Source organism: Actinocorallia longicatena (genome assembly GCF_039534125.1).
In the GTDB taxonomy this organism is placed as follows: Bacteria; Actinomycetota; Actinomycetes; order Streptosporangiales; family Streptosporangiaceae; genus Actinocorallia; species Actinocorallia longicatena.
The window spans coordinates 91,288-113,348 of sequence record NZ_BAAAUV010000015.1; the positions used below are offsets into that span (position 1 = coordinate 91,288).

Annotated in this window: 28 protein-coding genes; 14 read left to right on the top strand and 14 right to left on the bottom strand. The window is 70.5% G+C overall.

Translation table 11 applies throughout. The annotated features are described in order from the left end of the window. Positions 1 to 16: 16 nt before the first annotated feature. Positions 17 to 445, bottom strand: a complete 429-nt coding sequence (locus ABD785_RS26710; protein WP_344833473.1) for a VOC family protein — start codon at positions 443 to 445, stop codon at positions 17 to 19. Positions 446 to 672: 227 nt separating this feature from the next. Between ABD785_RS26710 and ABD785_RS26715 the strand changes: the two genes are divergently transcribed. Next, the gene (locus ABD785_RS26715; protein ID WP_344833476.1) at positions 673 to 1,512 is read left to right on the top strand and encodes an N-acetylmuramoyl-L-alanine amidase; all 840 of its coding nucleotides are present in this window, start codon (positions 673 to 675) and stop codon (positions 1,510 to 1,512) included. 68 nt (positions 1,513 to 1,580) lie between these two features. Here ABD785_RS26715 and ABD785_RS26720 read toward each other — a convergent pair whose 3' ends face one another. Further along, the gene (locus ABD785_RS26720) at positions 1,581 to 1,835 is read right to left on the bottom strand and encodes a hypothetical protein (RefSeq protein WP_344833478.1); all 255 of its coding nucleotides are present in this window, start codon (positions 1,833 to 1,835) and stop codon (positions 1,581 to 1,583) included. A 181-nt stretch (positions 1,836 to 2,016) separates the two neighbouring features. Further along, complete coding sequence (locus ABD785_RS26725) at positions 2,017 to 3,024, bottom strand: LacI family DNA-binding transcriptional regulator (protein WP_344833481.1); 1,008 nt, start codon at positions 3,022 to 3,024, stop codon at positions 2,017 to 2,019. A 279-nt stretch (positions 3,025 to 3,303) separates the two neighbouring features. Between ABD785_RS26725 and ABD785_RS26730 the strand changes: the two genes are divergently transcribed. Then, positions 3,304 to 3,969: a TetR/AcrR family transcriptional regulator gene (locus ABD785_RS26730; RefSeq protein ID WP_344833484.1), complete on the top strand. Its 666-nt coding sequence runs from the start codon at positions 3,304 to 3,306 to the stop codon at positions 3,967 to 3,969. A gap of 185 nt (positions 3,970 to 4,154) precedes the next feature. Here ABD785_RS26730 and bldC read toward each other — a convergent pair whose 3' ends face one another. Both bldC and ABD785_RS26740 read right to left on the bottom strand, forming a co-directional pair. Continuing rightward, on the bottom strand, positions 4,155 to 4,358 hold the full coding sequence (bldC, locus tag ABD785_RS26735; protein WP_012850682.1) for a developmental transcriptional regulator BldC: 204 nt from the start codon (positions 4,356 to 4,358) through the stop codon (positions 4,155 to 4,157). 363 nt (positions 4,359 to 4,721) lie between these two features. Further along, positions 4,722 to 5,465, bottom strand: a complete 744-nt coding sequence (locus ABD785_RS26740; protein ID WP_425547821.1) for a DUF8083 family protein — start codon at positions 5,463 to 5,465, stop codon at positions 4,722 to 4,724. Positions 5,466 to 5,570: 105 nt separating this feature from the next. On the opposite strand from ABD785_RS26740, the gene ABD785_RS26745 reads away from it, so the two are divergent. Together ABD785_RS26745 and ABD785_RS26750 are read left to right on the top strand one after the other, a co-directional pair. Continuing rightward, positions 5,571 to 6,629: a Glu/Leu/Phe/Val family dehydrogenase gene (locus ABD785_RS26745; RefSeq protein WP_344833489.1), complete on the top strand. Its 1,059-nt coding sequence runs from the start codon at positions 5,571 to 5,573 to the stop codon at positions 6,627 to 6,629. Between the two features lie 201 nt (positions 6,630 to 6,830). After that, positions 6,831 to 7,085, top strand: coding sequence for a DUF3073 domain-containing protein (locus tag ABD785_RS26750; protein WP_425547822.1), 255 nt, complete (start codon positions 6,831 to 6,833; stop codon positions 7,083 to 7,085). 75 nt (positions 7,086 to 7,160) lie between these two features. Here the strand turns inward: ABD785_RS26750 and ABD785_RS26755 are convergent, their stop codons facing one another. Next, positions 7,161 to 7,823 carry a SanA/YdcF family protein gene (locus ABD785_RS26755; protein ID WP_344833700.1) on the bottom strand — a complete coding sequence of 221 codons (663 nt, stop codon included), beginning with the start codon at positions 7,821 to 7,823 and terminating at the stop codon, positions 7,161 to 7,163. 64 nt (positions 7,824 to 7,887) lie between these two features. Here ABD785_RS26755 and ABD785_RS26760 point away from each other — a divergent pair, with 64 nt between their 5' ends. After that, a complete protein-coding gene (locus ABD785_RS26760) occupies positions 7,888 to 9,297 on the top strand; it encodes a DUF7059 domain-containing protein (RefSeq protein ID WP_425547823.1) in 1,410 nt (469 codons plus the stop codon). A gap of 124 nt (positions 9,298 to 9,421) precedes the next feature. Next, the gene (locus ABD785_RS26765; RefSeq protein WP_344833495.1) at positions 9,422 to 10,027 is read left to right on the top strand and encodes a nitroreductase/quinone reductase family protein; all 606 of its coding nucleotides are present in this window, start codon (positions 9,422 to 9,424) and stop codon (positions 10,025 to 10,027) included. Positions 10,028 to 10,044: 17 nt separating this feature from the next. Here the strand turns inward: ABD785_RS26765 and ABD785_RS26770 are convergent, their stop codons facing one another. Next, positions 10,045 to 11,049, bottom strand: a complete 1,005-nt coding sequence (locus tag ABD785_RS26770; protein ID WP_344833497.1) for a quinone-dependent dihydroorotate dehydrogenase — start codon at positions 11,047 to 11,049, stop codon at positions 10,045 to 10,047. Between the two features lie 169 nt (positions 11,050 to 11,218). On the opposite strand from ABD785_RS26770, the gene ABD785_RS26775 reads away from it, so the two are divergent. After that, positions 11,219 to 11,434 (top strand): hypothetical protein, encoded by a 216-nt coding sequence (locus tag ABD785_RS26775; protein ID WP_344833500.1) that lies wholly within the window; start codon positions 11,219 to 11,221, stop codon positions 11,432 to 11,434. Here ABD785_RS26775 and ABD785_RS26780 read toward each other — a convergent pair. Together ABD785_RS26780 and ABD785_RS26785 are read right to left on the bottom strand one after the other, a co-directional pair. Beyond that, positions 11,422 to 11,676, bottom strand: a complete 255-nt coding sequence (locus ABD785_RS26780) for a YiaA/YiaB family inner membrane protein (RefSeq protein ID WP_344833503.1) — start codon at positions 11,674 to 11,676, stop codon at positions 11,422 to 11,424. The genes ABD785_RS26775 and ABD785_RS26780 overlap by 13 nt on opposite strands. A 66-nt stretch (positions 11,677 to 11,742) precedes the next feature. Beyond that, complete coding sequence (locus tag ABD785_RS26785) at positions 11,743 to 12,663, bottom strand: toprim domain-containing protein (protein ID WP_344833504.1); 921 nt, start codon at positions 12,661 to 12,663, stop codon at positions 11,743 to 11,745. Positions 12,664 to 12,817: 154 nt separating this feature from the next. Here ABD785_RS26785 and ABD785_RS26790 point away from each other — a divergent pair, with 154 nt between their 5' ends. From ABD785_RS26790 to ABD785_RS26820, 7 genes are all read left to right on the top strand, one after another. Continuing rightward, on the top strand, positions 12,818 to 13,438 hold the full coding sequence (locus ABD785_RS26790; protein WP_344833507.1) for an MBL fold metallo-hydrolase: 621 nt from the start codon (positions 12,818 to 12,820) through the stop codon (positions 13,436 to 13,438). A 183-nt stretch (positions 13,439 to 13,621) separates the two neighbouring features. Next, a complete protein-coding gene (locus ABD785_RS26795) occupies positions 13,622 to 14,449 on the top strand; it encodes a hypothetical protein (RefSeq protein WP_344833510.1) in 828 nt (275 codons plus the stop codon). Between the two features lie 44 nt (positions 14,450 to 14,493). Next, complete coding sequence (locus ABD785_RS26800; protein WP_344833513.1) at positions 14,494 to 14,700, top strand: hypothetical protein; 207 nt, start codon at positions 14,494 to 14,496, stop codon at positions 14,698 to 14,700. Positions 14,701 to 14,725: 25 nt separating this feature from the next. Next, on the top strand, positions 14,726 to 15,145 hold the full coding sequence (locus ABD785_RS26805; protein ID WP_344833515.1) for a hypothetical protein: 420 nt from the start codon (positions 14,726 to 14,728) through the stop codon (positions 15,143 to 15,145). A 63-nt stretch (positions 15,146 to 15,208) separates the two neighbouring features. After that, positions 15,209 to 15,811, top strand: coding sequence for a hypothetical protein (locus tag ABD785_RS26810; RefSeq protein WP_344833517.1), 603 nt, complete (start codon positions 15,209 to 15,211; stop codon positions 15,809 to 15,811). Positions 15,812 to 15,845: 34 nt separating this feature from the next. Beyond that, on the top strand, positions 15,846 to 16,475 hold the full coding sequence (locus ABD785_RS26815) for a LysE family translocator (protein ID WP_344833521.1): 630 nt from the start codon (positions 15,846 to 15,848) through the stop codon (positions 16,473 to 16,475). A gap of 39 nt (positions 16,476 to 16,514) precedes the next feature. Continuing rightward, positions 16,515 to 17,087, top strand: a complete 573-nt coding sequence (locus ABD785_RS26820; protein ID WP_344833523.1) for a VanZ family protein — start codon at positions 16,515 to 16,517, stop codon at positions 17,085 to 17,087. Here the strand turns inward: ABD785_RS26820 and ABD785_RS26825 are convergent. From ABD785_RS26825 to ABD785_RS26845, 5 genes are all read right to left on the bottom strand, one after another. Then, a complete protein-coding gene (locus ABD785_RS26825) occupies positions 16,969 to 18,039 on the bottom strand; it encodes an acyl-CoA dehydrogenase family protein (RefSeq protein WP_344833525.1) in 1,071 nt (356 codons plus the stop codon). The two genes, ABD785_RS26820 and ABD785_RS26825, sit on opposite strands and share 119 nt — an antisense overlap. Next, positions 18,036 to 19,193: an acyl-CoA dehydrogenase family protein gene (locus tag ABD785_RS26830; RefSeq protein WP_344833527.1), complete on the bottom strand. Its 1,158-nt coding sequence runs from the start codon at positions 19,191 to 19,193 to the stop codon at positions 18,036 to 18,038. Before ABD785_RS26830 ends, ABD785_RS26825 begins: the two co-directional genes overlap by 4 nt. A 117-nt stretch (positions 19,194 to 19,310) precedes the next feature. Continuing rightward, on the bottom strand, positions 19,311 to 20,432 hold the full coding sequence (locus tag ABD785_RS26835) for an ROK family transcriptional regulator (RefSeq protein WP_344833530.1): 1,122 nt from the start codon (positions 20,430 to 20,432) through the stop codon (positions 19,311 to 19,313). Between the two features lie 91 nt (positions 20,433 to 20,523). Continuing rightward, positions 20,524 to 21,072, bottom strand: coding sequence for a pyridoxamine 5'-phosphate oxidase family protein (locus ABD785_RS26840; RefSeq protein ID WP_344833532.1), 549 nt, complete (start codon positions 21,070 to 21,072; stop codon positions 20,524 to 20,526). 243 nt (positions 21,073 to 21,315) lie between these two features. Continuing rightward, complete coding sequence (locus tag ABD785_RS26845; RefSeq protein WP_344833535.1) at positions 21,316 to 22,011, bottom strand: HAD family hydrolase; 696 nt, start codon at positions 22,009 to 22,011, stop codon at positions 21,316 to 21,318. Positions 22,012 to 22,061 lie beyond the last annotated feature (50 nt).

The window sequence follows — 22,061 nt, forward strand, 5'->3', positions numbered from 1 at the left end:
CGCCCGGGATCCCGCCTCATCCGGGGGAGGGAGCGACGCAGAACTCGTTTCCCTCGGGGTCGGCCATGACGATGTGGTGGCCGGAGTACTCGGCGAGAACGGTGGCGCCCGCCGTGACCAGGCGTGCGGCCTCGGCTCTGGTCCGGGCCCAGCGTTCTGCGGGGGTTCCGCCGGAGGGGACGCGGATGTCGAGGTGGAGCCGGTTCTTGGCCGTCTTGGGCTCGGGGACCCGGAGAAGGGAGAGGCGGGGGCCCGCACCGGAGGGGTCGCAGAGCCAGGCACCGTCGGCGGGGGAGGCGTCCGGGTCGTGGTGGGCGAGCCATTCCGCGCGGGTGGCGAAGGGGGCGGGCGGAGGCTCGTCGACATAGCCCAGCGCCGTTCTCCAGAAGGCGCCGAGGATGCGGGCGTCCGCACAGTCGAGCGTCAGATCGATTCTGGCTACCATGCCAGGACCCTACGGGCCGCTCCGGCGGTCACCCGGGCGAACGGGCGAACGTCGAGGACTCCCGGCCATGCGACGCGGCGGGCCGGGGCACGGGGAGGGCCGGGCCGGCGCGGCCCGGCCCTCCGCGCTTTCAGAGCGATGCGACGTGACTTCGGAACCTGGTCAAGATCGCTCCAGTTCGCCGTAGACTGATTCGGTTCATAACGGACTGATCACGGGAGTAGATCTTGACCGCACGGAAGACACTGGCGCTCGCCCTCGGGTCGGCCGCGGCCGTATCCGTGACGATCAGTGCCTGCTCGGGCGGTACTCCCTCGGTGGCGGAGAAGCCCACCGGGGTCTCCGCCAACACCTCCGTGAAACCCGGCGGCAAGGGCGGCAGCGGCACCACGGCCAAGAACAAGGGCGGAGCCGCCCTCAAGGGCAAGGTCGTCGTGCTGGATCCCGGCCACAACGCCAAGGTCCGCGGCGGCCAGGTCTTCATGGGCAACGGCTACAAGGCCTGCGACACCTCCGGCACCGCGACCAACGCGGGCTACGAGGAGCACGAGTTCACCTGGGACGTCGCCGTCCGCATGCGCAAGATCCTCAAGGCCCGCGGCGCGAAGGTCGTCCTGACCCGCGCCGACGACAAGAGCGCCGGACCGTGCGTCGACGAGCGCGCCGCCATCGGCAACAGGGCCCGCGCGAACGCCGTGATCTCCATCCACGCCGACGGCCACGAGGACCCGGCGGGCCACGGCTTCCACGTCATCGAGCCCAAGCTGGTGAAGGGCCACAACGACGCCATCGTCGTCCCGTCGCGCAAGCTCGGCACGATCGTCCGCGAGACCTTCCGCAAGGAGACCGGCACCCCGTTCGCCAACTACCTGGGCGGCGGCACGGGCACCACGGTCCGCGACGACCTCGGCGGCCTCAACCTCTCGACGGTGCCGAAGATCTTCGTCGAGACGGGCAACATGCGCAACGCCGGCGACGCGGCCCGGCTGTCGAGCGCCAAGTTCCGCCAGCGCATCGCCCTGGCCCTGTCCGACGGTCTCACGACCTTTCTGACCAGCAACAAGTAGCGATCCCTGTAGCAAAGGAAGAAGGGCCGCGACGCAACCGTCGCGGCCCTTCCCCCATTCCTGACCGGCTATCGCAGCAGAGCGGCGTCCTCGCGGCACAGCAGCGCGGCGAGCGCACGGGCCTCGTCGGCGTCGAGCCCCAGGACCACCCGGGGACGTCCCCACGGATGGTCGATGGAGTGGGCGACATAGCTGGCGACGGACTCGGTGACCTGGCCGGGACCGGTCTCGGTCAGCCCGCGCATGTGCCGCCACTGCGACCACGCGCGCTCGAGTTCGTTCGCCGCGCGCTGGGCGCAGGACACGAGTTCGGGATCACGCAACGGAACTACCCCCTTTGGGAGCCAATGGTTCCCCGTTAGAGCGGCCGTCCGGCGGATTCCCCCTGCCGCCGGACGGCCTCATGAACACGAGGAACATCAAAGGCCGAGCCGTCCGGCGACGCGAGGGCTTCAAGGCCCTCTGGGGCAAAGCATTGCCGTTAACGTGAAAGATCTCCCAGGGTCACCCCGAGAGCGGGCCGGTAGTGGAGCGGACCACAAGGTGCGGCACAACAAGCTCCTGCCTGACCTCGCGGCCCGGATCCTCGATCCGTGAACACAGCAGCTCGGCCGCGACCCGTCCCATGTCCCGGCGCGGCTGGTCCACGCTGGTCAACGAGATGTGCCGGATCGCCGCGAGATGCGTGTTGTCGTAGCCGATGATCGAGACGTCCTGCGGGACCCGGAGGCCCAGCTCGTCGGCGGCGGAGAGGGCGCCGGTCGCGACCAGGTCGTTGGGGGCGAAGATCGCCGTGGGACGGTCCACCCGCGTCAGCAGCGCACGCGCCGCGCGGTAGCCGCCGTCCTCGGTGAAGTCACCCACCTCGATCATGACCTGGTCGGCGAGGCCGTGCCTCCCCATGGCCGCTTCGTAGCCGGCCCTCCGGTAGCGCGCGGTCGCCGACGGGGCGCCCTCGATGTGGGCGATCCGCCGATGTCCGTGCGCCACCAGATGGTCCACGGCGAGACTCGCACCGAGCTCGTCGTCGTCCACCACGATGTCGACGCCCTCCACGTCCCGCTCGCCGACGACGACCACGGGCACGCTCGCCGCCGCCTCCTTCAGCGAGTCGGGGACCACGCTGAGCAGGACCAGGCCGTCGACCCGCATCTCGAGGAAGGCCTCGACGGCCTCCGCCTCGAACAGCGGATCCCAGCGGCCGGAACCGACCAGCATGCGGAGCCCCTCACCGTGCAGGGACTCCTGCAGGCCGTCGAGGAACTCGGCGAAGAACGGGTTGTGCAGGTCGGCGACGAGCGCGCCGATCAGCCGGGTGCGCCCCTCGACGAGGCTGCGCGCGACGGCGTTGGGCCGGTACCCGAGTTCTCGGGCGGCCTTCAGCACCGCCTGCCGGCGTCTTTCACTCACATGCGGCGAACCGCGCATGACGAGCGACACCAGTGACTTCGAGACTCCCGCCCGCTCCGCGACATTGCGGATGGTCGGTTTGCTCGCAGCCTGGCGTGGCACCAGTGGCTCCAGGCGTGAATCCTGGAGCCCGGGGGGGCTTTCTTCAGTTGACATGGCTCTCCCTGTCGGGGGGAACTGCAGGGCCGCCGCCTATCCGGGACTTACCTCACAAGAAAGAAGATGCCATGATGCCCCCCGTTAACGCCAAACGGGTCCGAACTCCGAGTAACGGACGGGTGTTATCCAGGGATCAGACACGACCGAATACCGAGATGGATATTTGTGAGTCGTGATCTGTGGGTTCGCGCAGTGGGCCTGGACCTCGGATACGCTTCGCTGGTGGGAGATCGGGAAGCGGCAGGAGCGCAGGGACGGCGGGGCAGGAGAAGGCTCAGCGTCGACGAGCGGCGCGACGAGCTGATCGAGGCCGCGCTCGATCTGTTCAGCCGCCGCCCGCCCGAAGAGATCTCCATCGATGACGTCGCCGCCGCGGCCGGCGCCTCGCGGGCGCTGGTCTACCACTACTTCGGCGGTAAGCAGGAGCTCTACGTCGCGGCCCTGCGCAGCGCCGCCGCCCAGCTCGGCGAGTTGCTCAAGCCGCCGACCGAGGGCAGCCCGCTGCAACGCCTCGCCCTGTCGCTCAAGCGCTACTTCGACTTCGTCGAGGACCACGCGCCGGGCTATCTGGCGATGCTCCGCGGCGGTCCCGCCAGCCGCTCCGGCGAGCTGGGCGAGATCGTCGAGTCCGTCCGGGCGATCCTGCTGAACCGGATCCTCAAGGAGATGGGCCTCGAGGACCCCTCGCCGGTCCTGCGCATCACGCTGCGCTCCTGGATGGCGGGCGTGGAGACCGCCGCCCTCGACTGGCTCGAGAACAAGGACATGCCGCGCGACGAGCTGGAAGCGCTGCTCGTCGACCAGAACATCGTGCTGCTGCACAACGCGGCCCAACGCGATCCGGCCGTGATGGCCGTTTTCAATGATCTGGCGGCACAAGAGCAGTAATCGCAGCAAAAGCGACACTGCGGAAAAAGAGCCATAAAACACTGCCGGCCGCCGGCGCCCCCGAAAGGCGGCCGACGGCCGGACTGAAGTTTTCGCGAACCCGTGCTCCGCTGCTCTGCGTCGGATCACATCAGTGAGAGCAACCGAGCACGGATTCGCGCATCCCCCTTGTAACAGGGGGTTCGTTACTCCGAACGCTGCTGCGGAATTCCCGCCAGCAGCGCGCGGACTTCGGCCTCGCGGTAGCGCCGGTGCCCACCCAGGGTCCGGATGGACGTCAGCTTGCCGGCCTTCGCCCATCGCGTGACCGTCTTCGGGTCGACGCGGAACATCGTCGCCACCTCTGCCGGGGTCAGCAAGGGCTCTGCCTCTGGTGTACGTGCTGACATGTGTGCGGCCTCTCCTCCGTGGACCGTCTGACAGCCGATCCTGCGATGTATGGATTCGCGCGGGTTCACGATGTCCTCTATAGCCCGGAACGAGCCACTATGACATCACAAGGTGTAACCTTGCCATCACTCAGCGCAGTAAGCAAGTCCCTGGCTCAAATCTGCGTGTTCGTGATGAGTGCGTTACGCTGCGTGATTCTAGCGACACGTATGGTGCCATGGCGTGTGGAATCGAGAACTTTCTGCGGGAGTTTGTCCGGGGCGCTCCGTGACCGTTCGTCACTCAGCGCTCTGAGCAGGGGTTTTTACCTCCGCTTTGCCCAGCTCATCCGTTAGTGCGTCAGTTGCTCATCCGTCAGGACGTCAGTTGGCGGTCTCGATCGCACGGATCGCCCGCCACCGCTCCTTCAGTCTCAGGCGCATCGCGACGGCCAGTTCGATCTCGTCACGTTCCCATGCCACCAGGGCCACGGCCGTCTCGCCGACCGAGTCGTCGGCCTCGAGCGCGGCGTCGTCCAGGAGGTGGACCAGCCCGCCGTAGTCGAGTTCGACCAGCGACTCCGGGTGGAAGCGCGACAGCGCCCGCGCGAGACCCCGGACGTCACCGAACGGAAGGGCGGACGTCCTCTCCCTGACGGCCTGGGCCCGGCCGAGCCGATCGCGGGCCCTGGCCATCGTCGTCACATAGGTGAGAGTGCGCGGACGTTCGAGGGAGATCCATCTCTCCTCGCGGAGAAAGGGCACGAACCACTGCCGCGGGACGTGCCAGGTGCTCTCCCTGATGTGCTGCCGGCCGGTGACCTCCACCGACAGGCCCTGCGCGGCGCTGAAAGCCGTCCAGGAGCGCAGGCGGCGCTGCCATGGGCAAATGTAGGTCTTGCCATGGAAACGCCGCAGATAGGCGTTCTGGCTCTCATGTACCAGGGACGGTCCCTCGTCCGCCCTGACGATGAGGGCCCGCAGGGACTCCTCCTGCTCCGCCTGAAGCGCCTGCACCCGTCGCGGCCTGGCCTTCGACGAGGCATAGGCCCGCCACCACGTGCGCTCCCGTTCGGGGAAGGCCTCCAGGGGCTCATAGACCCTCAGGTACGCGGTGTACGGCAGCACGCGACGCATCGTGACACGCCCGCGACCTCCGTGCGCGCGCCGAAATCCCATCGTTGTGATTCCAGATCGGCGCAACTGCGTCCACGACGGGCATAGGCTGTTGTGGTGACCGTTTTTCAGGGGCACGAACAGGTCGTCTTCTGCCAGGACGAGGCGAGCGGCCTTCGCGCGATCATCGCGATCTACTCAACCGCGCTCGGCCCGGCGCTCGGCGGCACCCGTTTCTACCCGTACGCCTCGGAAGAGGCGGCGCTCTCGGACGTGCTCAACCTCTCCCGCGGCATGGCGTACAAGAACGCCATGGCGGGGCTCGACCTCGGCGGCGGCAAGGCCGTGATCATCGGCGATCCGTCGCGGGACAAGTCCGAGGCGCTGTTCCGTGCCTACGGCAGGTTCGTGCAGTCGCTGTCCGGCCGGTACTTCACCGCCTGCGACGTGGGCACCTTCCCCAGGGACATGGACCACGTCGCCCGCGAATGCGCCTATGTCACCGGCCGCACCGAGGCCAACGGCGGCGCCGGAGACTCCTCCGTCCTGACCTCCTTCGGCGTCTTCCAGGGGATGCGGGCCGCGGCCGAGCACACCTGGGGCGCGCCGACCCTGCACGGCAGGCGCGTCGGGATCGAGGGCGTCGGCAAGGTCGGGCACCGGCTGGCCGACCTCCTCGCCGAGGACGGCGCCGAACTCGTCATCTGCGACGTCAGCGAGGCCGCGACCGATGTGGTGAAGGCCCGGCATCCCGGCGTCACCGTCGTCGCGGACACCGCGGAACTGCTCGCCTCCGACCTCGACGTCTACGCGCCCTGCGCCCTGGGCCAGGCGCTCACCGACGAGGTCGCCATCTCCCTCACCGCGAAGATCGTCTGCGGCGGGGCCAACAACCAGCTCGCCCATCCCGGCGTCGAGAAGATCCTCGCCGAGCGGGGCGTCCTCTACGCGCCCGACTACGTCGTGAACGCCGGCGGAGTGATCCAGGTCGCCGACGAGATCCACGGTTTCTCCATGGACCGCGCCCGCAACCGGGCGTCGGGGATCTTCGAGACCACCCAGTCGATCTTCGCGCTGGCCGACGAGGAGGGCGTGCCTCCCGCTGTGGCCGCCGACCGGCTCGCCGAACGCCGAATGTCCGAGGTCGGACGGCTCCGAGGGATTTGGCTGAACTAACTCTGGGTCATGCGATCATCACCCAGGGCCCTTCAGTCCCAGGTCAAGGCGGTATTTCAAGGCCACTACACTGAGCTCCACCACGGCAAAGCGAGGCGCCACCGCGTAGACACGTACCGAGCCGCGCGTAAAACGGGTACGGTTGTACCCGTAGCTGACGCACGGCTCAGACGTGTCAGCGCGTATGCGATAAGCGTAGCGATGGGGCCAGTAGAAGCCCTGACCATCAAGGGGGTCGAGCCAATGGGGCGAGGCCGAGCAAAGGCCAAGCAGGTTAAGGTCGCTCGCCAGCTGAAGTACAACAGCGGCCACGCGGACTTCGACCGCCTTTCCGAGGAGCTCGGAGTACCTTCGGCGACACCGGTAACGGAGGTCGACGATGAGCTCGTAGACGAGCTCGTCGACAAGTACGCCGATTACGCCGACTATCAGCCAGGTGACGGCACCTCACGATGACGGCCAAGGCCATCGCCGGCTGACCGGCGATGGCCTTGTCGCGCTCGTGCGGCTCCCCCTCGGACCGGTTCCCCCTCAGCCGGTGGCGAGGGCTTTTTCGATTCCCGGCTCCTTCGGGCCGAGGAAGCGCGGGTCGTTGTCCAGAAGGACGTCGTTCATGGCCTTCAGGGTGGCGGGGATCTCGCGGGCGTAGCCGTAGAGGGTGCGGGCCCTGTCCTTCTGGGAGTTCCCCACTCCCTCGGCGGAGAGGCCGGCCTGGCGGCAGAGGGCCACGGCCCTGGCCATGTGGAAGTCCTGGCTGACGACGGTCACGCTCTTCACGCCGAACACCTTGCCGGCGCGCACGCACGAGTCCCAGGTGTCGAAGCCCGCGTAGTCCAGGACGATCTTCTCGGCCGGTACGCCCCGGGAGACGAGGTAGTTCTTCATGACCTCGGGCTCGTCATAGGACTTGCGGCTGTTGTCGCCGCTGACCAGGATCGCCCTGACCTTGCCGAGGGAGTACAGGCGCACGGCCGTGTCCAGCCGTCCGGCCAGGAACGGGGTCGGCAGGCCGTCGGGGTAGATGCCCGCGCCCAGCACGAGGGCCACCTCGGTCGTCTTCACGTGCTCGACGTCCTGCACGTGACCGGCGGAGCGGGCGTAGGCCCAGCCGGTCGGGGTGAGGACCAGGACGGCGCCCAGACCCAGCGGAATCCAGAGTCGCGGAGACCGGATGATCCGGGCGATATGTCTCATGTTCACGCGCACAAGATATGAGACGACCGTTAATCTTCGGCGGTTCGGGCAGGATTGGGGGGTGCTGAAGACCATCCGATCGTGCTTCGACCAGGCCGGGTACACCGTCGACGGGGTCCGCGACCTCCTCGGACCCGTGGCGGGTGGCGCGCTGGCCAGGGACGAGATCGTCCCGGCGCTCCGCGCGACCCACGACGGGACCGTGCTGTCGCGCCTGACCCGCCTGTTCTGGCTCCAGACCCCCGTTCCCGCCGACGACCTGCCGGCCGAGGAGCTGATCGCCGCGGGGCTCGCGGCCCCCGCGGGAAAGGCCGGATGGCTGCGGCCCGCGCTGCACGTCGAGCCGCTGGAGTGGGAGGGGCCGACCCGCTACGCGGTGTCCGATCTCAAGATCAGGCCCGGCGACGGCGCGGTGCGTCCCGATCATGTGGTCGGTGTGGGCGGAGCCTCGTACAACCTGGCCAGGCTCGTCATCCAGAAGGACGTGGAGACGGCGCTCGACCTCGGGACGGGCTCCGGGGTCCAGGCGCTGCTGATGTCCGGCCGGGCCGGGCGGATCGTCGCGACCGACACCAACGCCCGCTCCCTCGAACTGGCCCAGCTCAGTTTCGGGCTGTCCGGGGTCACCGGTGAGACGCGGCTCGGATCGCTGTTCGAGCCCGCTCCCGAGCGGTTCGACCTGATCGTCTCCAACCCGCCGTTCGTGATCTCCCCGGACGGCCGGTTCGAGTACCGCGAGTCCGGGATGGCCGGCGACGAGGTCTGCCGCCGCCTGGTCGAGGAGGCCCCCGAGCACCTCACCGACGGCGGCTGGTGCCACCTTCTGGCCAACTGGCTGCACGTCGAGGGCGAGCCGTGGCAGGAGCGCGTCGATTCCTGGATCGACGGCTGCGACGCCTGGGTCGTGCAGCGCGACGTCCAGGATCCGGCCGAGTACACCGAGCTCTGGCTGCGTGATTCCTGCGAGACCGGAACCCCCGAGTACCGGACGCGCTACGGCGAATGGCTCGACTATTTCGAGCGTCACAAGGTGACCGGGATCGGCTTCGGGTGGATCACGCTGCGCGCGGGCGGCAGCTCGGTGAAGATCGAGGAGCTGCGGCACCAGGTGGACCAGCCGGTGGGCGCCTATGTCGAGGGGGTCGTGGACGGCATCGCGGCGGCGGACCGTCCGTTCCGGAAGCTGGCGCTGGCCGAGGGCGTCGTCCAGGAGCAGTTCGCGCGTCCGGGGGCCGAGGATCCGGAGCGGATCGTGCTGCGGCAGCTCGGCGGGCTGCGCCGGGCGACCGCGGTCAACACCGTCGAGGCGGCGCTGGCGGGGGTCTGCGACGGCTCCCTGCCGACCGCGCCGCTGCTCGGGGCGATCGCGCAGCTGACCGAGCACGACGAGCAGGCCGTGCTGGACCACGCCGCCGCGGTCCTTCCCGAGCTCGTCGCGGACGGCTTCTTCACCGTCGCGGACGACAGCGCGTAGCGTAGCGATCCGGCGACCCGCCCGATTTGTACCGTTCCGTTCAGTCCGGATGTGGTCTTGATGTAGTGATTCGCGCCATATGTGGCATAGCGTTCCCCGCCAGGTGCTATCGGTGAGGAGCGCTATGAGTGTGCGACAGGAGGGGCCGCCGTCTCCCTGGGACGAGAAGCCCTGGTACACCGCTCCCTTCCGCTGGCTCTTCTGGCCGTTCGCGCTGATCCTGCGCCCCTTCTTCCAGTGGCTGGCCGGGACGGGCGCCTTCGCCGCGGTCGGCCCCACCCTGGTCCCGCGCATGGACAAGGCCGTCCACCGGCTGAGCGGCGGACGGCTGCTCATGAGCCGGACCCTGGTCCCGACCCTGCTGCTGATCACGACCGGGCACCGGACGGGGCGGCAGCGGCTCGCGCCGATGACCTGCGTGCCCGAGGCCGACGGCAGCTTCCTCGTGGTCGGCTCCAACTGGGGCCGCGAGGAGCACCCGAACTGGTCGATCAGCCTGCTGCGCCGCCCGCACGCCACCGTGGTCTACCGGGGGTATGAGATCCCGGTCCTCGCGCAGCTCGTCGAGGATCCGGAACGCTCCTACGTCTGGCCCCGCCTGCTCAGCGTCTGGCCGGTCTACGACCGGTACGCGCTGCGGTCGGGGCGGCGGCTGCGGGTGTTCCGGCTGGTCCCGCAGCTCGCCTCGCTGCGCGCCCCCGACGGCAGGGTGCAGCCCGCCGCCTGGTGAGCCGGGCGACGGCCGGGTCAGCCCCGGCGGAGCTCTCGATTGATCTTGTAGGCCCAGAGCGGGCCGCCGTAGATCATGCCCGTGTAGCCCTGGACCAGGGTCGCGCCGGCCGCCAGCCGCGCACGGACGTCGGCCGCGGTCTCGATCCCGCCGACGGAGATCAGCACCAGGCCGTCGCCGGTGCGGGCCTTGAGGCGCTTCAGCACCTCGACGGAGCGGGCCTTCAGCGGGGCTCCGGACAGGCCGCCGGTCTCCTTGACGATCTCGGGATCGCCGCTCAGACCGTCCCGGCCGATGGTGGTGTTGGTGGCGATGATGCCGTCGAGGCCCAGTTCGAGGGCCAGGTCGGCGACCGCGTCGATGTCGGCGTCGGCGAGGTCGGGGGCGATCTTCACCAGCAGCGGGGTGCCGCCCTTGGCCTCCTGGACGGCCTGGAGCAGGGGCCGCAGATGCTCGACGGCCTGGAGGTCGCGCAGTCCGGGTGTGTTCGGCGAGCTGACGTTGACCACGAGGTAGTCGGCGAGCGGCGACAGCAGCTTCGTGGACTTCACGTAGTCGGCGGCGGCCTCGGCCTCGGGCACGGCCTTGGTCTTGCCGATGTTCACCCCGACGATCACGTTGCGGCGCCTGGCCAGCCGGGGCGCGGCGGCCGCTGCCCCGCCGTTGTTGAAGCCCATCCGGTTGATGACGGCGCGGTCGGGGATCAGCCGGAAGAGCCGCTTGCGCGGGTTGCCGGGCTGCGGTTCACCGGTGAGGGTGCCGACCTCGATGTGACTGAACCCGAATCCGGCGAGCGCCTCGTAGGCGACGGCGTCCTTGTCGAAGCCGGCCGCGAGCCCCAGCGGGCCGGGGAACTCCAGGCCGAGCGCGTGGATCGGCCGCCCGTTCGCGCCGAACGCCCGGCGGAGCAGCCCCGCCAGCCCGGGCACCGCCTGGACGGCCTTCAGCGCTCCGATCGTCAGATGATGGATCCGCTCGGGATCGGTCCGCTTCAGCACCGAGGAAAACAGCAGTTCGTACACGGTGTGTCATTCTATTGAGGGTGGGCAAGCACGAGCCGCCCCCCTGCGGCCACTGTTCGGGCACGGGACAGGTCACCTACCAGCGTCCCCGGAGCGAGAAGGACGGGTCGGTGACCTGGGTCGACAGCGTTGAGGACTGCCATGTGTGCGACGGCAGCGGGTTGTGCCGGTGACGCGCCGCGAACGGTGCGGCAACGAGCCCTGCCGCTGGTGCGACCGGAACGACGTGAGCTGCCGCTTCTGTGCGGGTTCGGCGTGGTGGCGGCCGGAGATGCCGCAGCCGGAGCCCGACGGTGTGATCGGCTGGATCAGGGTGGACGAGCCGTGCCGGATGTGCGGCGGCACGGGCAAGGAGCACGATCCTCTCAAGCCTCAGCCCGCGTAGTACTGCGGGTTGCCGGTGACGCGCTCCAGGATCGCGGCCTCCTGCCGGTCCCGGATGCACTTGGCCAGGGTGAAGGTCGAGGTCACGACGTAGAGCGAGCCGATGCCGAGGAATCCGCGCACCCAGATGTCGACGGGCAGGAACGCGATGCCGAGGCCGACTCCGGCGAACGAGACGATGAACGAGATCGCGGCCTGGAGGAAGAAGGCGTTGGTGGAGCGGTTCTGGGGTGAGTTCGTCATGCCGCAATCGTCCGCTTTTCGGGGGACCGGGGCCTGAGTCGAAGTACTCAAGAGCGGTACTCAGATTCACATGCCGGCCAGAGACTCGACCACGTAGGCGGTGACGTCGGCGGGCGCGAAGCCGAGCCGCTGGGCGGTCCGCGCGACCTGGCGGGCCACCTGGTCGGGGCGCATCCGGGCGATCACATGGGCCGCGGCGCGCGCCGCGGCGATCTGTCCCTCGACGAACCGCAGATGGTGGCGGTCGATGGCGGCGTCGGTGACCAGGTCGGCGAGGGGGATCTCGGCGCGCAGAGCCAGCCGGACCGCGTCGAGCCCGCCGTCGCGGAGCAGGTCGGCGGGGTCCCGGCCCGCGGGCAGCACCACCGCCCCGATCCGGCCCGGCAGCGACGCCAGATGCTCCCAGGCCTGGACGGCCCCGCGGCGCCCGGCCGGGTCCCCGTCCATGGCCACGAGCACGTCGTCGCCGAGCATCGCCGCCTGCTCCGCGGTCAGCCGGGTGCCGCAGGGCGCGGCCGCGGGAACCCCCGTCAGCCGGACGGCCAGCGCGTCGAGCGGGCCCTCGACCAGGACGGGCCGGGCGGGCCTGGCCGTCGGCAGCGTGTAGAGCAGGGCGCCCTTGTGGAAGCGCTCGGTGTCGGGGCAGTTGAGGTAGCGGGGACCCCCGACGTCGTCGGCGGTCCTGCCGATGAATCCGGCGATCCGGCCGTAGGGGTCGCGGATGGGGAACATGACCCGGTCGCGGAAATGGTCGTAGAGGCGGCCGTGCCGGGACCTGCGGACGAGCCCGGTCTCGACGATCCGGTCGTCGGACAGTCCGCGGGAGCGCAGCAGCTCCACGACGGTCCGCCAGTGGGGCGGGGCGTAACCGAGCTCGAACCGGCGCTGGACGTGCTCGGGGAAGCCGCGTCCGGCGAGGTAGCCGGGGACCCAGCTGTCGCGGCGCCGGGAGCGGAAGAAGTCATGGGCGAGCTGCAGGGGATCCATCGTTGCCTCCTCGATGCCGCGGTCATACGCGGGCGGGGAAGCTGCCCAACAACCTCGATACCCCTTGTTTCAGGGGCAAATAACCCCGAATCGGGGTCCGGGTGTGGACGTCGGGGAAGATGGGGGAACGGCTCAACGATCAGAGGGGGAAGAGATGCGACTGGTGAAGTATCCGCACGCCTGTGTCCGGCTCGAGACGTCGGAGGGCGTCCTCGTGATCGATCCCGGGCTGTTCTCCGGTCCCGACGCGCTGACCGGCGCGGACGTCCTGTTCATCACCCATCTGCACATGGACCATCTCGACACCGAGGGCGTGAAGGCGCTGGCCGCGAAGCGTCCCGATCTCAAGATCTACGGACCGCCGTCGCTGGTCGACGAGCTCGGGGACACGCCCTTCGTGGTCGTCCAGGATGGTGACACCATCACCACCCTGGGGATAGCGGCGACGGTCCACGGCGAAAAGCACGCCGAGATCCACCGGTCGATCCCGCTGATCGAGAACGTCGGCTACTACATCGACGGCCTCTACCACCCGGGCGACTCCTTCACCGTCCCCGACCGCCCGGTCGGCACCCTGCTGGCCCCGATCGGCGCCCCGTGGCTCAAGCTCAGCGAGGCCGCCGACTTCATCGACGCGGTGGCGCCCAGGATCGTGCACCCCATCCACGACGCGGTCCTGAGCGAAGCGGGCCAGACGGTCGCCGACCGCCTCCTCGGCACCGTCACCAAGCCCGAGTACGTACGCCTCGGCCCGGGGGACTCCCTGGAGCTGTAGCGCCCCCGGCGCCCTGCGCGATCACAGAACGGTGACGTTCGGTGTTGCGGCCCATCCGTTCCGTGACGGAATGGTTGCATGACGCTCGCAGGGCCATCGCTCGGGGGAAGGTGCCACCTGTTGACGCCCATTCGCTTGGCGCCCACGTGCGCGACATCCGCTCGTCCAAGGCTCGCCGGGACCGTGCTCGCGGTGCTGGTCGCGGCCGGGCTTCTGGCCGTCCCGGCCGGGCCCGCCGCGGCGGACTGCGTCGCGCCCGCGGGGCGGGCGGCCTCCTGGTCCGGCCGGGACGTCCGGTGCGCGGTCCCGGCGCTCCCGGCCGTCCCGGTTCCGGCGGAGCGGCCGGACGGGCGGATCGCCATGACGCCGACGCCGGGCGAGGTGAGCGCCGAGCCGCGGCCCGACGGCGAGATGCCGTGGCGGAGCCCGGTGTACGGGGCGCTCGTGCTGCTGCTGTTCGCCCTGCTCGGGGCGCACCGGCTGGTGACCAGGTCGGAGCCGGCCCTCGCCGCGGAGAGCAGGGCCGCGCCGACCGGCCAGCGCAGCGCGGTCTCGCACGTCGAGGACACCGACACCGTCGGGGTGACCGGGCCGGGCGGCGACGGCTTCCTGCGGGCGGTGCTGGTCGAGCTCGTGACGCGCGGCGGCGGCCAGGTCGTCCTCGGCAGGGCCGAGCTGGACCGCCTGTTCGGCGGGCGCCTGGAGCGGGGGGTCCTGGCGGCGCTCGCGCCGAGGCTGCGCGTCCGCGACCGGCTCGCGGACGTCGTCGAGTACCTCGAACTGGAGTTGCTGCTCGAGGGCGAGGATCTGCACTGGTTCGTCGCGCCCGGCACGGACGCCGACGCCGTCCGCCCGCTCCTGGCCTCCGGCCGGCTGCGCGCCCTGGTCCTCGGCCCCTGGGAGCGGACCCGCCACATCGACGGCCAGGGCATCCTCGACGGGCAGCTCGTCCCGACGTTGACCTCGGCCGAAGCCGCCGAACGCCTGCACTTGTACACCCTGACCCTCTGAGCGCCGACGATATGATCGAATCTCTGTTCGGATAGAGTGCGGCCATGCGTGACGCGCCGACCCTCTGCCCCTACGGCCACGATCTCGGTCCCGGACGGGTCCTGGTCGGCTGGATGCCGTGCCGCTGCGACTGGGCGCGCGAGACCGGCGGTCATCGCACCTACTACTGCACGGCCTGCCGGGAGCTGTCGGACCGCCGCCAGACGATCTGCTATTTCCCCCCGCATCGGATCATCCGGGACGTTCCTTGACCTGATCCGGGGCATCACCCCGAACGTGAGCAGAGTGATCGGCGAGTCCCTCCCGGGAGAGCACACCGCCCGCGCGACCGACCAGACGGTGCGCCTGCTCGCCGCCATGTCCGGAACGGCGCTGCTGGTCAGCACGCTGCTCCCGTGGGCGGACGGGGCGAACCTCAGCCTCGTCACGGTCGTCGGGGTCGCGGGAATGCTCGCGGTCTACGGCGCGGTCCTCGGCACCCGGCGGCAGCGGCGGGTCCTGCTGGTCCCCGCGGCCGTCCTGGCCTGGGTCGCGGTCGGGCTCTGGCTGGCCCGCACCGGCAGCCGCCGCCTCGGCGAGGGCGAGCCGTTCCTGCCGGGCGACGTGCTGATCGGCGGCTGGACCGCCCTGCTCGGGACGGTCGCGGTCGCCTGTGCCGCGGTCCTGTCGCTGAGGGACTCGTTCAGGGCCTTCTGACTTTGCCGCCATTTCCCCGGTTCATGGCGTAATCGTCCGGATGCCATGGGTAGCGTCCCCGATATGAGTGATCTCGATCCAAGAGTCGCGGGCATGGCCGGCGATCTGGCCGACAACGCGGGCCAGGACAGCGCGGCCCGCGCGTTCGGCGCGCTCTCGGGCATCGGGCTGCTGCTCAGCGCCGTGATGCCCTGGGCGAGTTTCGGCGTGGGGAACGGGCTGCTGCCGTCGGACATGGGCGTCAACCAGCTGTTCACCGGGTTCACCCATGAGAAGACCTGGATCAGCATGGCGGTTCCGCTCGTGGTCGCGGGCCTGCTCATGCTGCTCGCGGTGCTGATCCCGAGCCGGAAGGCCGGCAAGGGGATGTTCGGCCGGGTCTCGTCGGGCGGCAGCCCGTCCGGGCGGCGCGTCCTGCTGTCGCTCGGCACGCTGATCGCCATCGTGACGACCGTGCTCTGGACGATCCAGATCGGCCAGTTCCGCATCAACGACGGCTACGACTTCCTGCCGGGGAACGTCCAGTACGGCGCCTGGGTCGGGATCGGCGCCACCATCGCGGGCGTCCTGGCCAGTGCGCTGAGCTACTTCGGCGCGGCCAGGTCCGTCAAGGTCCCGAAGACGGTTCCGGTGGACCCGCGGACCCCTCCGGGCTCCGCCGTCTGACCGTTCCGCCTCGCACGGATGCGACAATCCGGACATGGTGGAACTGGGGCAGGTGCTCGGCATCACGGCGGTCGCGCTGGGAATGGTCCTCTCGCCCGGCCCGAACATGATCTATCTGGTGTCGCGGTCGATCTCGCAGGGGAGAAGGGCGGGACTGATCTCCCTCGGCGGTGTGGCCTGCGGGTTCCTCGTCTACGTGGTCGCCGTGACGGCGGGGATCGTCGCGGTCTTCACCCTCGTGCCCGCGCTGTACGTGGCGCTCAAGATCGGTGGCGCGCTCTATCTCGGCTGGCTGGCGTGGCAGGCCCTGAAGCCCGGCGGACGGTCGGCGTTCGCGCCGCGCGAGCTCGACCACGACTCGGTCCGCAAGCTGTTCGGTATGGGATTCCTCACGTCGGTGCTCAACCCGAAGATCGCGATCATCTACATGTCGCTGCTGCCGCAGTTCGTCATCCCCTCGCACGGACATGTCGCGGTCCAGAGCCTGCTGCTCGGGTTGTGCCAGGTCATCGTGGGAGTGACCTTCAACGGGCTGTTCGTGCTGACCGCCGGATCGATCTCGGGATTCCTGAAGGCCAGGCCCGTGTGGATGCGGGTGCAGCGGTACGTCACCGGGACGATCCTGGGGATCTTCGCCGTGCGGATGGCCGTCGAGCCGAAGTAGCGACATAAAGGCAGGGAGATCGGGAAGAGAAGCGCCGTGGTGCGAAGGATTCTGCGGGTACTGACGGCGCTCGTCGCGATCGCGGCGTTCGGTCTCTTCTCCTATTGGGCGTACAGGTTCACGCTCACCCCTGTCGACGACCCGCACGGCTGGGCGGTCGGCAACACCAAGCCGGGGCACACCCTCCAGTTCTATCTGGACAAGCCGAGCATCAGGGAGGCCGTCGTCGCGATCGGCGGCAACCTCGCGCTGCTCGCGCCGATGGGCGTGCTCCTGCCGCTGATCTCCCGGCGCCTGCGCGGGCTGTTCCGGATCACGTTCCTCGTGGCGCTGGTCTCGACGGGCATCGAGGTCGTCCAGGGGAACCTGATCAGCGGCAGGACCTTCGACGTCGACGACATCATCCTCAACGTCGCCGGCGCCGTCATCGCCTATCTGGTGCTGGGGCGCGGCGTCGGCAGGTGGATCCACCCGCCGAAGCGCCGCGGGCGGGTCAGAGCGGCAGCTCCACCAGTTCCGCGAGCACGCTCCGGTGCGAAGAAGGCGAGCCCAGCGCGAGCGAAGCGCTCTTCGCGCGCTTCAGGAGCAGGTGCGCGGGATGCTCCCAGGTGAAGCCGATGCCGCCGTGCAGCTGAACGCACTCCTCGGCGGCCTTGAGCGCCACGGCTGAGCAGTGGGCCTGCGCCACCGCGACCGCGACGGGAACGTCGGGGTCGTCGGTGGCCAGACAGTCGGCGGCGTGCCTGGCGACGGCCCGTGCCTGCCCGACGCTCGCCCACAGATCGGCCAGCCGGTGCTTGAGCGCCTGGTAGGAGCCCACCGGACGGCCGAACTGGTAGCGCGTCTTCACGTACGCGATCGTCATGTCGAGGCAGCGTTCGGCGATGCCGAGCTGCTCCGAGGCGAGCAGGCCCGCGCCGACAGAGAGGGCGTGGTCGAGCGGCAGGTCCCCGACCGCGACCCGGCGGGCGGGCGCCCTGTCGAAGGACAGGTCGGCCAGCGGGCGGGTGCGGTCGAGCGAGATGACCGCGGTCCGGTCGACGTCCCCGCCGCCGACCGCGAACAGCCCCTCCACGGTGGGGACGAGCAGCAGATCGGCGCTCAGCCCGTGGGCGACGCTCGTCACCGTGCCCGACAGCCGGTCGCCGTCGTTCGTCACGGTGTTCCTGAAGACCACGCCGGGGGCGGTCGTGAACGGGATCGCGAGGGCTGCCGTCAGCGTGCCCGTCGCCAGATCCCGCAGGTAGGCGTGGTCGTCGGCGGCCAGCAGCGCCGCCGTGGCCAGCACCGAGCTGGTCAGGAACGGCACCGGCGCGACCGAACGTCCCAGCTCCTCGAGCACCACGGCGGTCTCCCGCCAGGACGCGCCCGCGCCGCCGAGCTTCTCGGGGATCGCCAGGGCCGCGACGTCCATGCCGGTGAGGCCGTTCCACAGCGACGTGTCGTGCGGCTCGTCCAGCTCGGTCCACTCCAGGACGGCCTGCCACGGCGCCCGGTCGTCCAGGAACTCGCGGACCGCCCCGCGCAGCTCCGTCTCGGTCTCGTCGTAGAGGAGGTCGCTCATTTGGGCAGGTCCTTCCAGGGGACGTCCTTGTCGACGCGGATCTCGCCGGGCAGGCCGAGGACGCGCTCGGCGATGATGTTGCGGAGGATCTCCGAGGTGCCGCCCTCGATCGAGTTGCCCTTGGCACGCAGGTAGCGGTAGCCGGGCGAACGGCCGGTCATCTCGACGCTGGAGGGGCGCCGCATCGTCCAGTCGTCGTAGCGCAACCCCTCCTCGCCGAGCAGTTCCACCTCGAGGCCGGACAGTTCCTGGCTGAGGCGGGCGAAGGCCAGCTTGACCGCGCTGCCCTCCGGGCCCGGTGCCCCGACGGCCATCTGCTGCCGGAGCCTGCGGCCGGTCAGCCTGGCCGCCTCCGCCTCGACCCACAGCCGCAGCAGGGCGTCCTGGAGGGCGGGGGTGCGCAGCTCGGGGCGTTCGCGCCAGGTTCCGGCGACGATCCCGATCAGGCCGTCCTCGCGGCCCGCGCTGCGGCCGCCGATCGCGACGCGCTCGTTCATCAGGGTCGTCGTCGCGACCCGCCAGCCGTCGCCGACCTCGCCGAGCCGGTCGCCGTCGGGAAGGCGGACGTCGCTGAGGAAGACCTCGTTGAACTCGGCCTCGCCGGTGAGCTGGCGCAGCGGGCGCACCTCGACGCCGGGGGCGTGCATGTCGAGGGCGAAGTAGGTCATGCCGCGGTGCTTGGGGGCGTCGGGGTCGGTGCGGGCGACGAGCAGGCCCCAGCGGGCCTCGTGCGCCATGGACGTCCAGACCTTCTGGCCGTTGACGATCCAGCCGTCGCCGTCGCGGACCGCCCGGGTGGCGACGTTCGCCAGGTCGGAGCCCGCGCCGGGCTCGGAGAACAGCTGGCACCAGACCTCTTCACCGGTCCACAGCGCGCGCAGCCAGCGTTCCCTCTGCTCGGCGGTCCCGGCGGCGAGGATCGTCGGCGCGGCCATGCCCAGCCCGATCCCGATGCGGTCGGGACGGTTCGACGGGGTTCCGGCGAACGCCCGGTCGACGGCGCTCTGCGCGCCCCGCTCCAGGTCGAGGCCGCCGAGCCCGGCCGGGAAGTGCACCCAGGCCAGTCCCGCGTCGAACCTCGCCCGGAGGAACTCCGCGTCGGGGAGGCCCCGATGCTCCTCCACGAACTGCCGTGCTGCCGCCTCGACGTCCACGCCACCCCCATCGTCGTCCGGAAATCGTCGTCCGGAGATCGTCCCGGAAGGGTCCGGTCCGCCCACCCCAGCATGCCGCCGGGGCGTCGTCCAGAGGGGTTGGGCGAACGACCAGCCTCAGAAGGCGAGGGCGTGCTCGATGACCAGGCGGGCCGCGCCGGTGACGCCCGCGCGGTCGCCCAGATGGCTGGCGCGGACCGCGAGATGCTCGGTGGTGCGGGGGACGGCGACGGCGCCGATCCGCTCGCGGATGCCCGACAGCAGGGGTTCGCCCGCCTCGGCGAGGTCGCCCGCGATGACCACCTCGGACGGGTTGACGAAGGTGACGAGGGTGCCGAGCACCTCGCCGATGGCGCGGCCCGCGGCGCCGACCAGGCGGAGCGCGTCCGGGCGGCCGTCCAGGACGAGCCCGACGACCTCGCGGGTGTCGGCGACGCCCAGCCGCGCGGCGAGGGCCGCCCCGCCCGCGACGGACTCCAGGCAGCCGATCTTTCCGCAGGCGCAGGGGAGCCCTTGCGCCGCGGCCACCGGAATGTGGCCGACGTCTCCCGCGGCGGCCCGCGCCCCCCGGTGCAGCCGGCGGCCGGTGATGATCCCGCTGCCGATGCCCGTGCCGAGCTTCACCAGGATCAGATGCTCGACCTGCGGATCCGTCGAGTGCTCCCCGACGGCCATGATGTTGACGTCGTTGTCGACCAGGACGGGCACGTTCAGCCGCTCACCGAGCAGGCCGGGCACGTCGAACCCCTCCCAGCCGGGCATCTTGGCCTCGGGTCCCGGCCGTCCGGATCCGTGGTCGACCTGGCCGGGCAGCCCGAGGCCGAGACCGCACACCTCGTCCAGGCGGCGTCCGGCCGGTCCGAGCAGGTTCGGGAACTCGCCCGACAGCCAGCCCAGCACCTTCTCCGGGCCGTCCCCGATCCGCAGGTCGTCGGTGCGCTCGGCGAGGATCCGGCCGTCCAGGTCGGTGACGGCCAGCCGCGCGTGGGTGGCCCCCAGGTCGGCCGCCAGCACCACCCGCGCCGCCGGGTTGAACACGAACGCCGTGGCCGGACGCCCCCCGGACGAGACGGCGCCGTCCGCGGGCATGATCCAGCCGGCCCCGGCCAGCGCGTCCAGCCGAAGCGAGATCGTCGACCGGGCCAGGCCCGTGACGGTGGCCAGCTCGGCCCGTGTCAGCGCCCCCTCCTCGCGCAGCAGCGCCAGCAGCGCGCCCGCTCCCGGAGTCTCCGTGGCCATCCCCACCTCCCACCCGCGTCCAAGGCCCCCCATCATGACGAAACCCCCGCCGGGACGCATCCCGGAGGGGCTTTCAGGCCGATCCGCGGGATCAGGGTTCGAGGGCGGGGAGGCCGTCGATGCTCACGCGGTTCTTCTGGGCGCGGTACTTCGCGAGTTCCTCGGGACTCTTGCGGGCGCCCCAGTCCTTGAGCAGGTCGCGGGTGCCGACGACCTCCATGAACGGGACGGCGTAGCCGCACGAGTCGGAGATCCGCTCGATCGAGGCGACGATGATGGAGCGGACGCTGGGATTGCCCGGGGGGAACAGGCCCGCGAGGCCGTCCCACTCGGGGTCTCCGGGCAGCACGGTGCGGCCGGTCCCGTACAGGCGGAGGATCTTCGGGGTCCGCTCGAACGAGCAGAACATGAAGGTGATCCGCCCGTTGTCCTGGAGGTGGGCGATCGTCTCCGCGCCGGACCCGTTCATGTCCAGGTAGGCCACCGTGTGCTCGTCGATGATCGCGAACGTCTCGGCGTACCCCTTCGGCGAGAGGTTGACATGGCCGCCCTCGCCCGGCGCCGTGGCCACGAAGTACATCGGCTGCTGACCGATGAACCGCTGCAGGGCGTCGTCGAGACGCTCATAAGTCTTCCCCATGCCCCAAAGCATAGCCAAACGGCGGAAAACCCCCATGAACAACGAAACCCCCACCGGAGTGGACCCCGGTGGGGGCTTTCGTTCGTAGGGCCGATGCGCGGGTCGCCTCTCGGCGGTATGCGCAACGTGGCTCCAGCCGGACGGTATTCCACGAAGGCGGAAGGTGAGGCCCGGGGACACCGGACACACCGGCCTACGGTGGGTGTAACGGGCGGGGGGCGGGATCCATTCCCGGGCGGCGGATCAGTTTCGGGACAGGGCGGCCAGGACGGCGGGGGTGTCGCTGAGATCGGGGAGGACGACGTCGGCCCCGGCCGCGTGGAGGGCGGCGGGGGAGTCGGTGCCGGTGGCGACGGCCACCGCCCAGGCGCCCGCGCCCTTCGCGGTGGTGACGTCGCGGAGGGTGTCGCCGACGATCACCGTGTCGTGGCCGCCGTAGGGGTGGCCCAGATGGGTCTCGGCGCGGAGGAAGGCGTGCCGGGGCAGGTCGTGACGCTCGAAGGCGTCCCCGCCGTAGGCGCCGATCCGGAAGTCGACATGCCCGGCCAGGCCGAAGGCGTTCATCTTCAGGACCGCCAGCGGATACAGGTTGCCGGTCAGGACGGTCTGGCTGACCCCGGGCAGCTCGCCGACGGCCGTCAGGGCCTCGGCCGCGCCGGGGAGGACCCGGCCCCCGGCGGCCAGCTCGTCCGCCCTCGCCTCCAGCTCCTCGACGATCAGCTCGAGGAAGCGGTCGAGCATCCCGTCGCCGGTGGAGACGCCGTGGACCTCCAGGACCTCGGACGCGGCGGCGAGCTCGGTGCGTCCGTCGAAGCGCCAGTCGTGCTCGAGGCGGCGTCCCGTGGCGCGCAGGAACGCGGCGTCGTAGGCGGCCCTGGCCGTGGTCCCCCCGTCGATCAGCGTGTGGTCGATGTCCCAAAGCACCAGAAGCCGTCTCATGGCCTCATCATCCCAGCAGGTGATTGCGCCGTTTTTCCGGGCACTCGGAG

Coding starts and splice junctions, on each gene's coding strand:
- ABD785_RS26810 (WP_344833517.1), top strand. CDS start 15,209: ATGAGTGATCTCGATCCAAGAGTCGCGGGCATGGCCGGCGATCTGGCC.
- ABD785_RS26790 (WP_344833507.1), top strand. CDS start 12,818: ATGCGACTGGTGAAGTATCCGCACGCCTGTGTCCGGCTCGAGACGTCG.
- ABD785_RS26815 (WP_344833521.1), top strand. CDS start 15,846: ATGGTGGAACTGGGGCAGGTGCTCGGCATCACGGCGGTCGCGCTGGGA.
- ABD785_RS26755 (WP_344833700.1), bottom strand. CDS start 7,823: ATGAGACATATCGCCCGGATCATCCGGTCTCCGCGACTCTGGATTCCG.
- ABD785_RS26785 (WP_344833504.1), bottom strand. CDS start 12,663: ATGGATCCCCTGCAGCTCGCCCATGACTTCTTCCGCTCCCGGCGCCGC.
- ABD785_RS26765 (WP_344833495.1), top strand. CDS start 9,422: ATGAGTGTGCGACAGGAGGGGCCGCCGTCTCCCTGGGACGAGAAGCCC.
- bldC (WP_012850682.1), bottom strand. CDS start 4,358: ATGTCAGCACGTACACCAGAGGCAGAGCCCTTGCTGACCCCGGCAGAG.
- ABD785_RS26780 (WP_344833503.1), bottom strand. CDS start 11,676: ATGACGAACTCACCCCAGAACCGCTCCACCAACGCCTTCTTCCTCCAG.
- ABD785_RS26800 (WP_344833513.1), top strand. CDS start 14,494: ATGCGTGACGCGCCGACCCTCTGCCCCTACGGCCACGATCTCGGTCCC.
- ABD785_RS26750 (WP_425547822.1), top strand. CDS start 6,831: ATGGGGCCAGTAGAAGCCCTGACCATCAAGGGGGTCGAGCCAATGGGG.
- ABD785_RS26710 (WP_344833473.1), bottom strand. CDS start 445: ATGGTAGCCAGAATCGATCTGACGCTCGACTGTGCGGACGCCCGCATC.
- ABD785_RS26825 (WP_344833525.1), bottom strand. CDS start 18,039: ATGAGCGACCTCCTCTACGACGAGACCGAGACGGAGCTGCGCGGGGCG.
- ABD785_RS26835 (WP_344833530.1), bottom strand. CDS start 20,432: ATGGCCACGGAGACTCCGGGAGCGGGCGCGCTGCTGGCGCTGCTGCGC.
- ABD785_RS26845 (WP_344833535.1), bottom strand. CDS start 22,011: ATGAGACGGCTTCTGGTGCTTTGGGACATCGACCACACGCTGATCGAC.
- ABD785_RS26840 (WP_344833532.1), bottom strand. CDS start 21,072: ATGGGGAAGACTTATGAGCGTCTCGACGACGCCCTGCAGCGGTTCATC.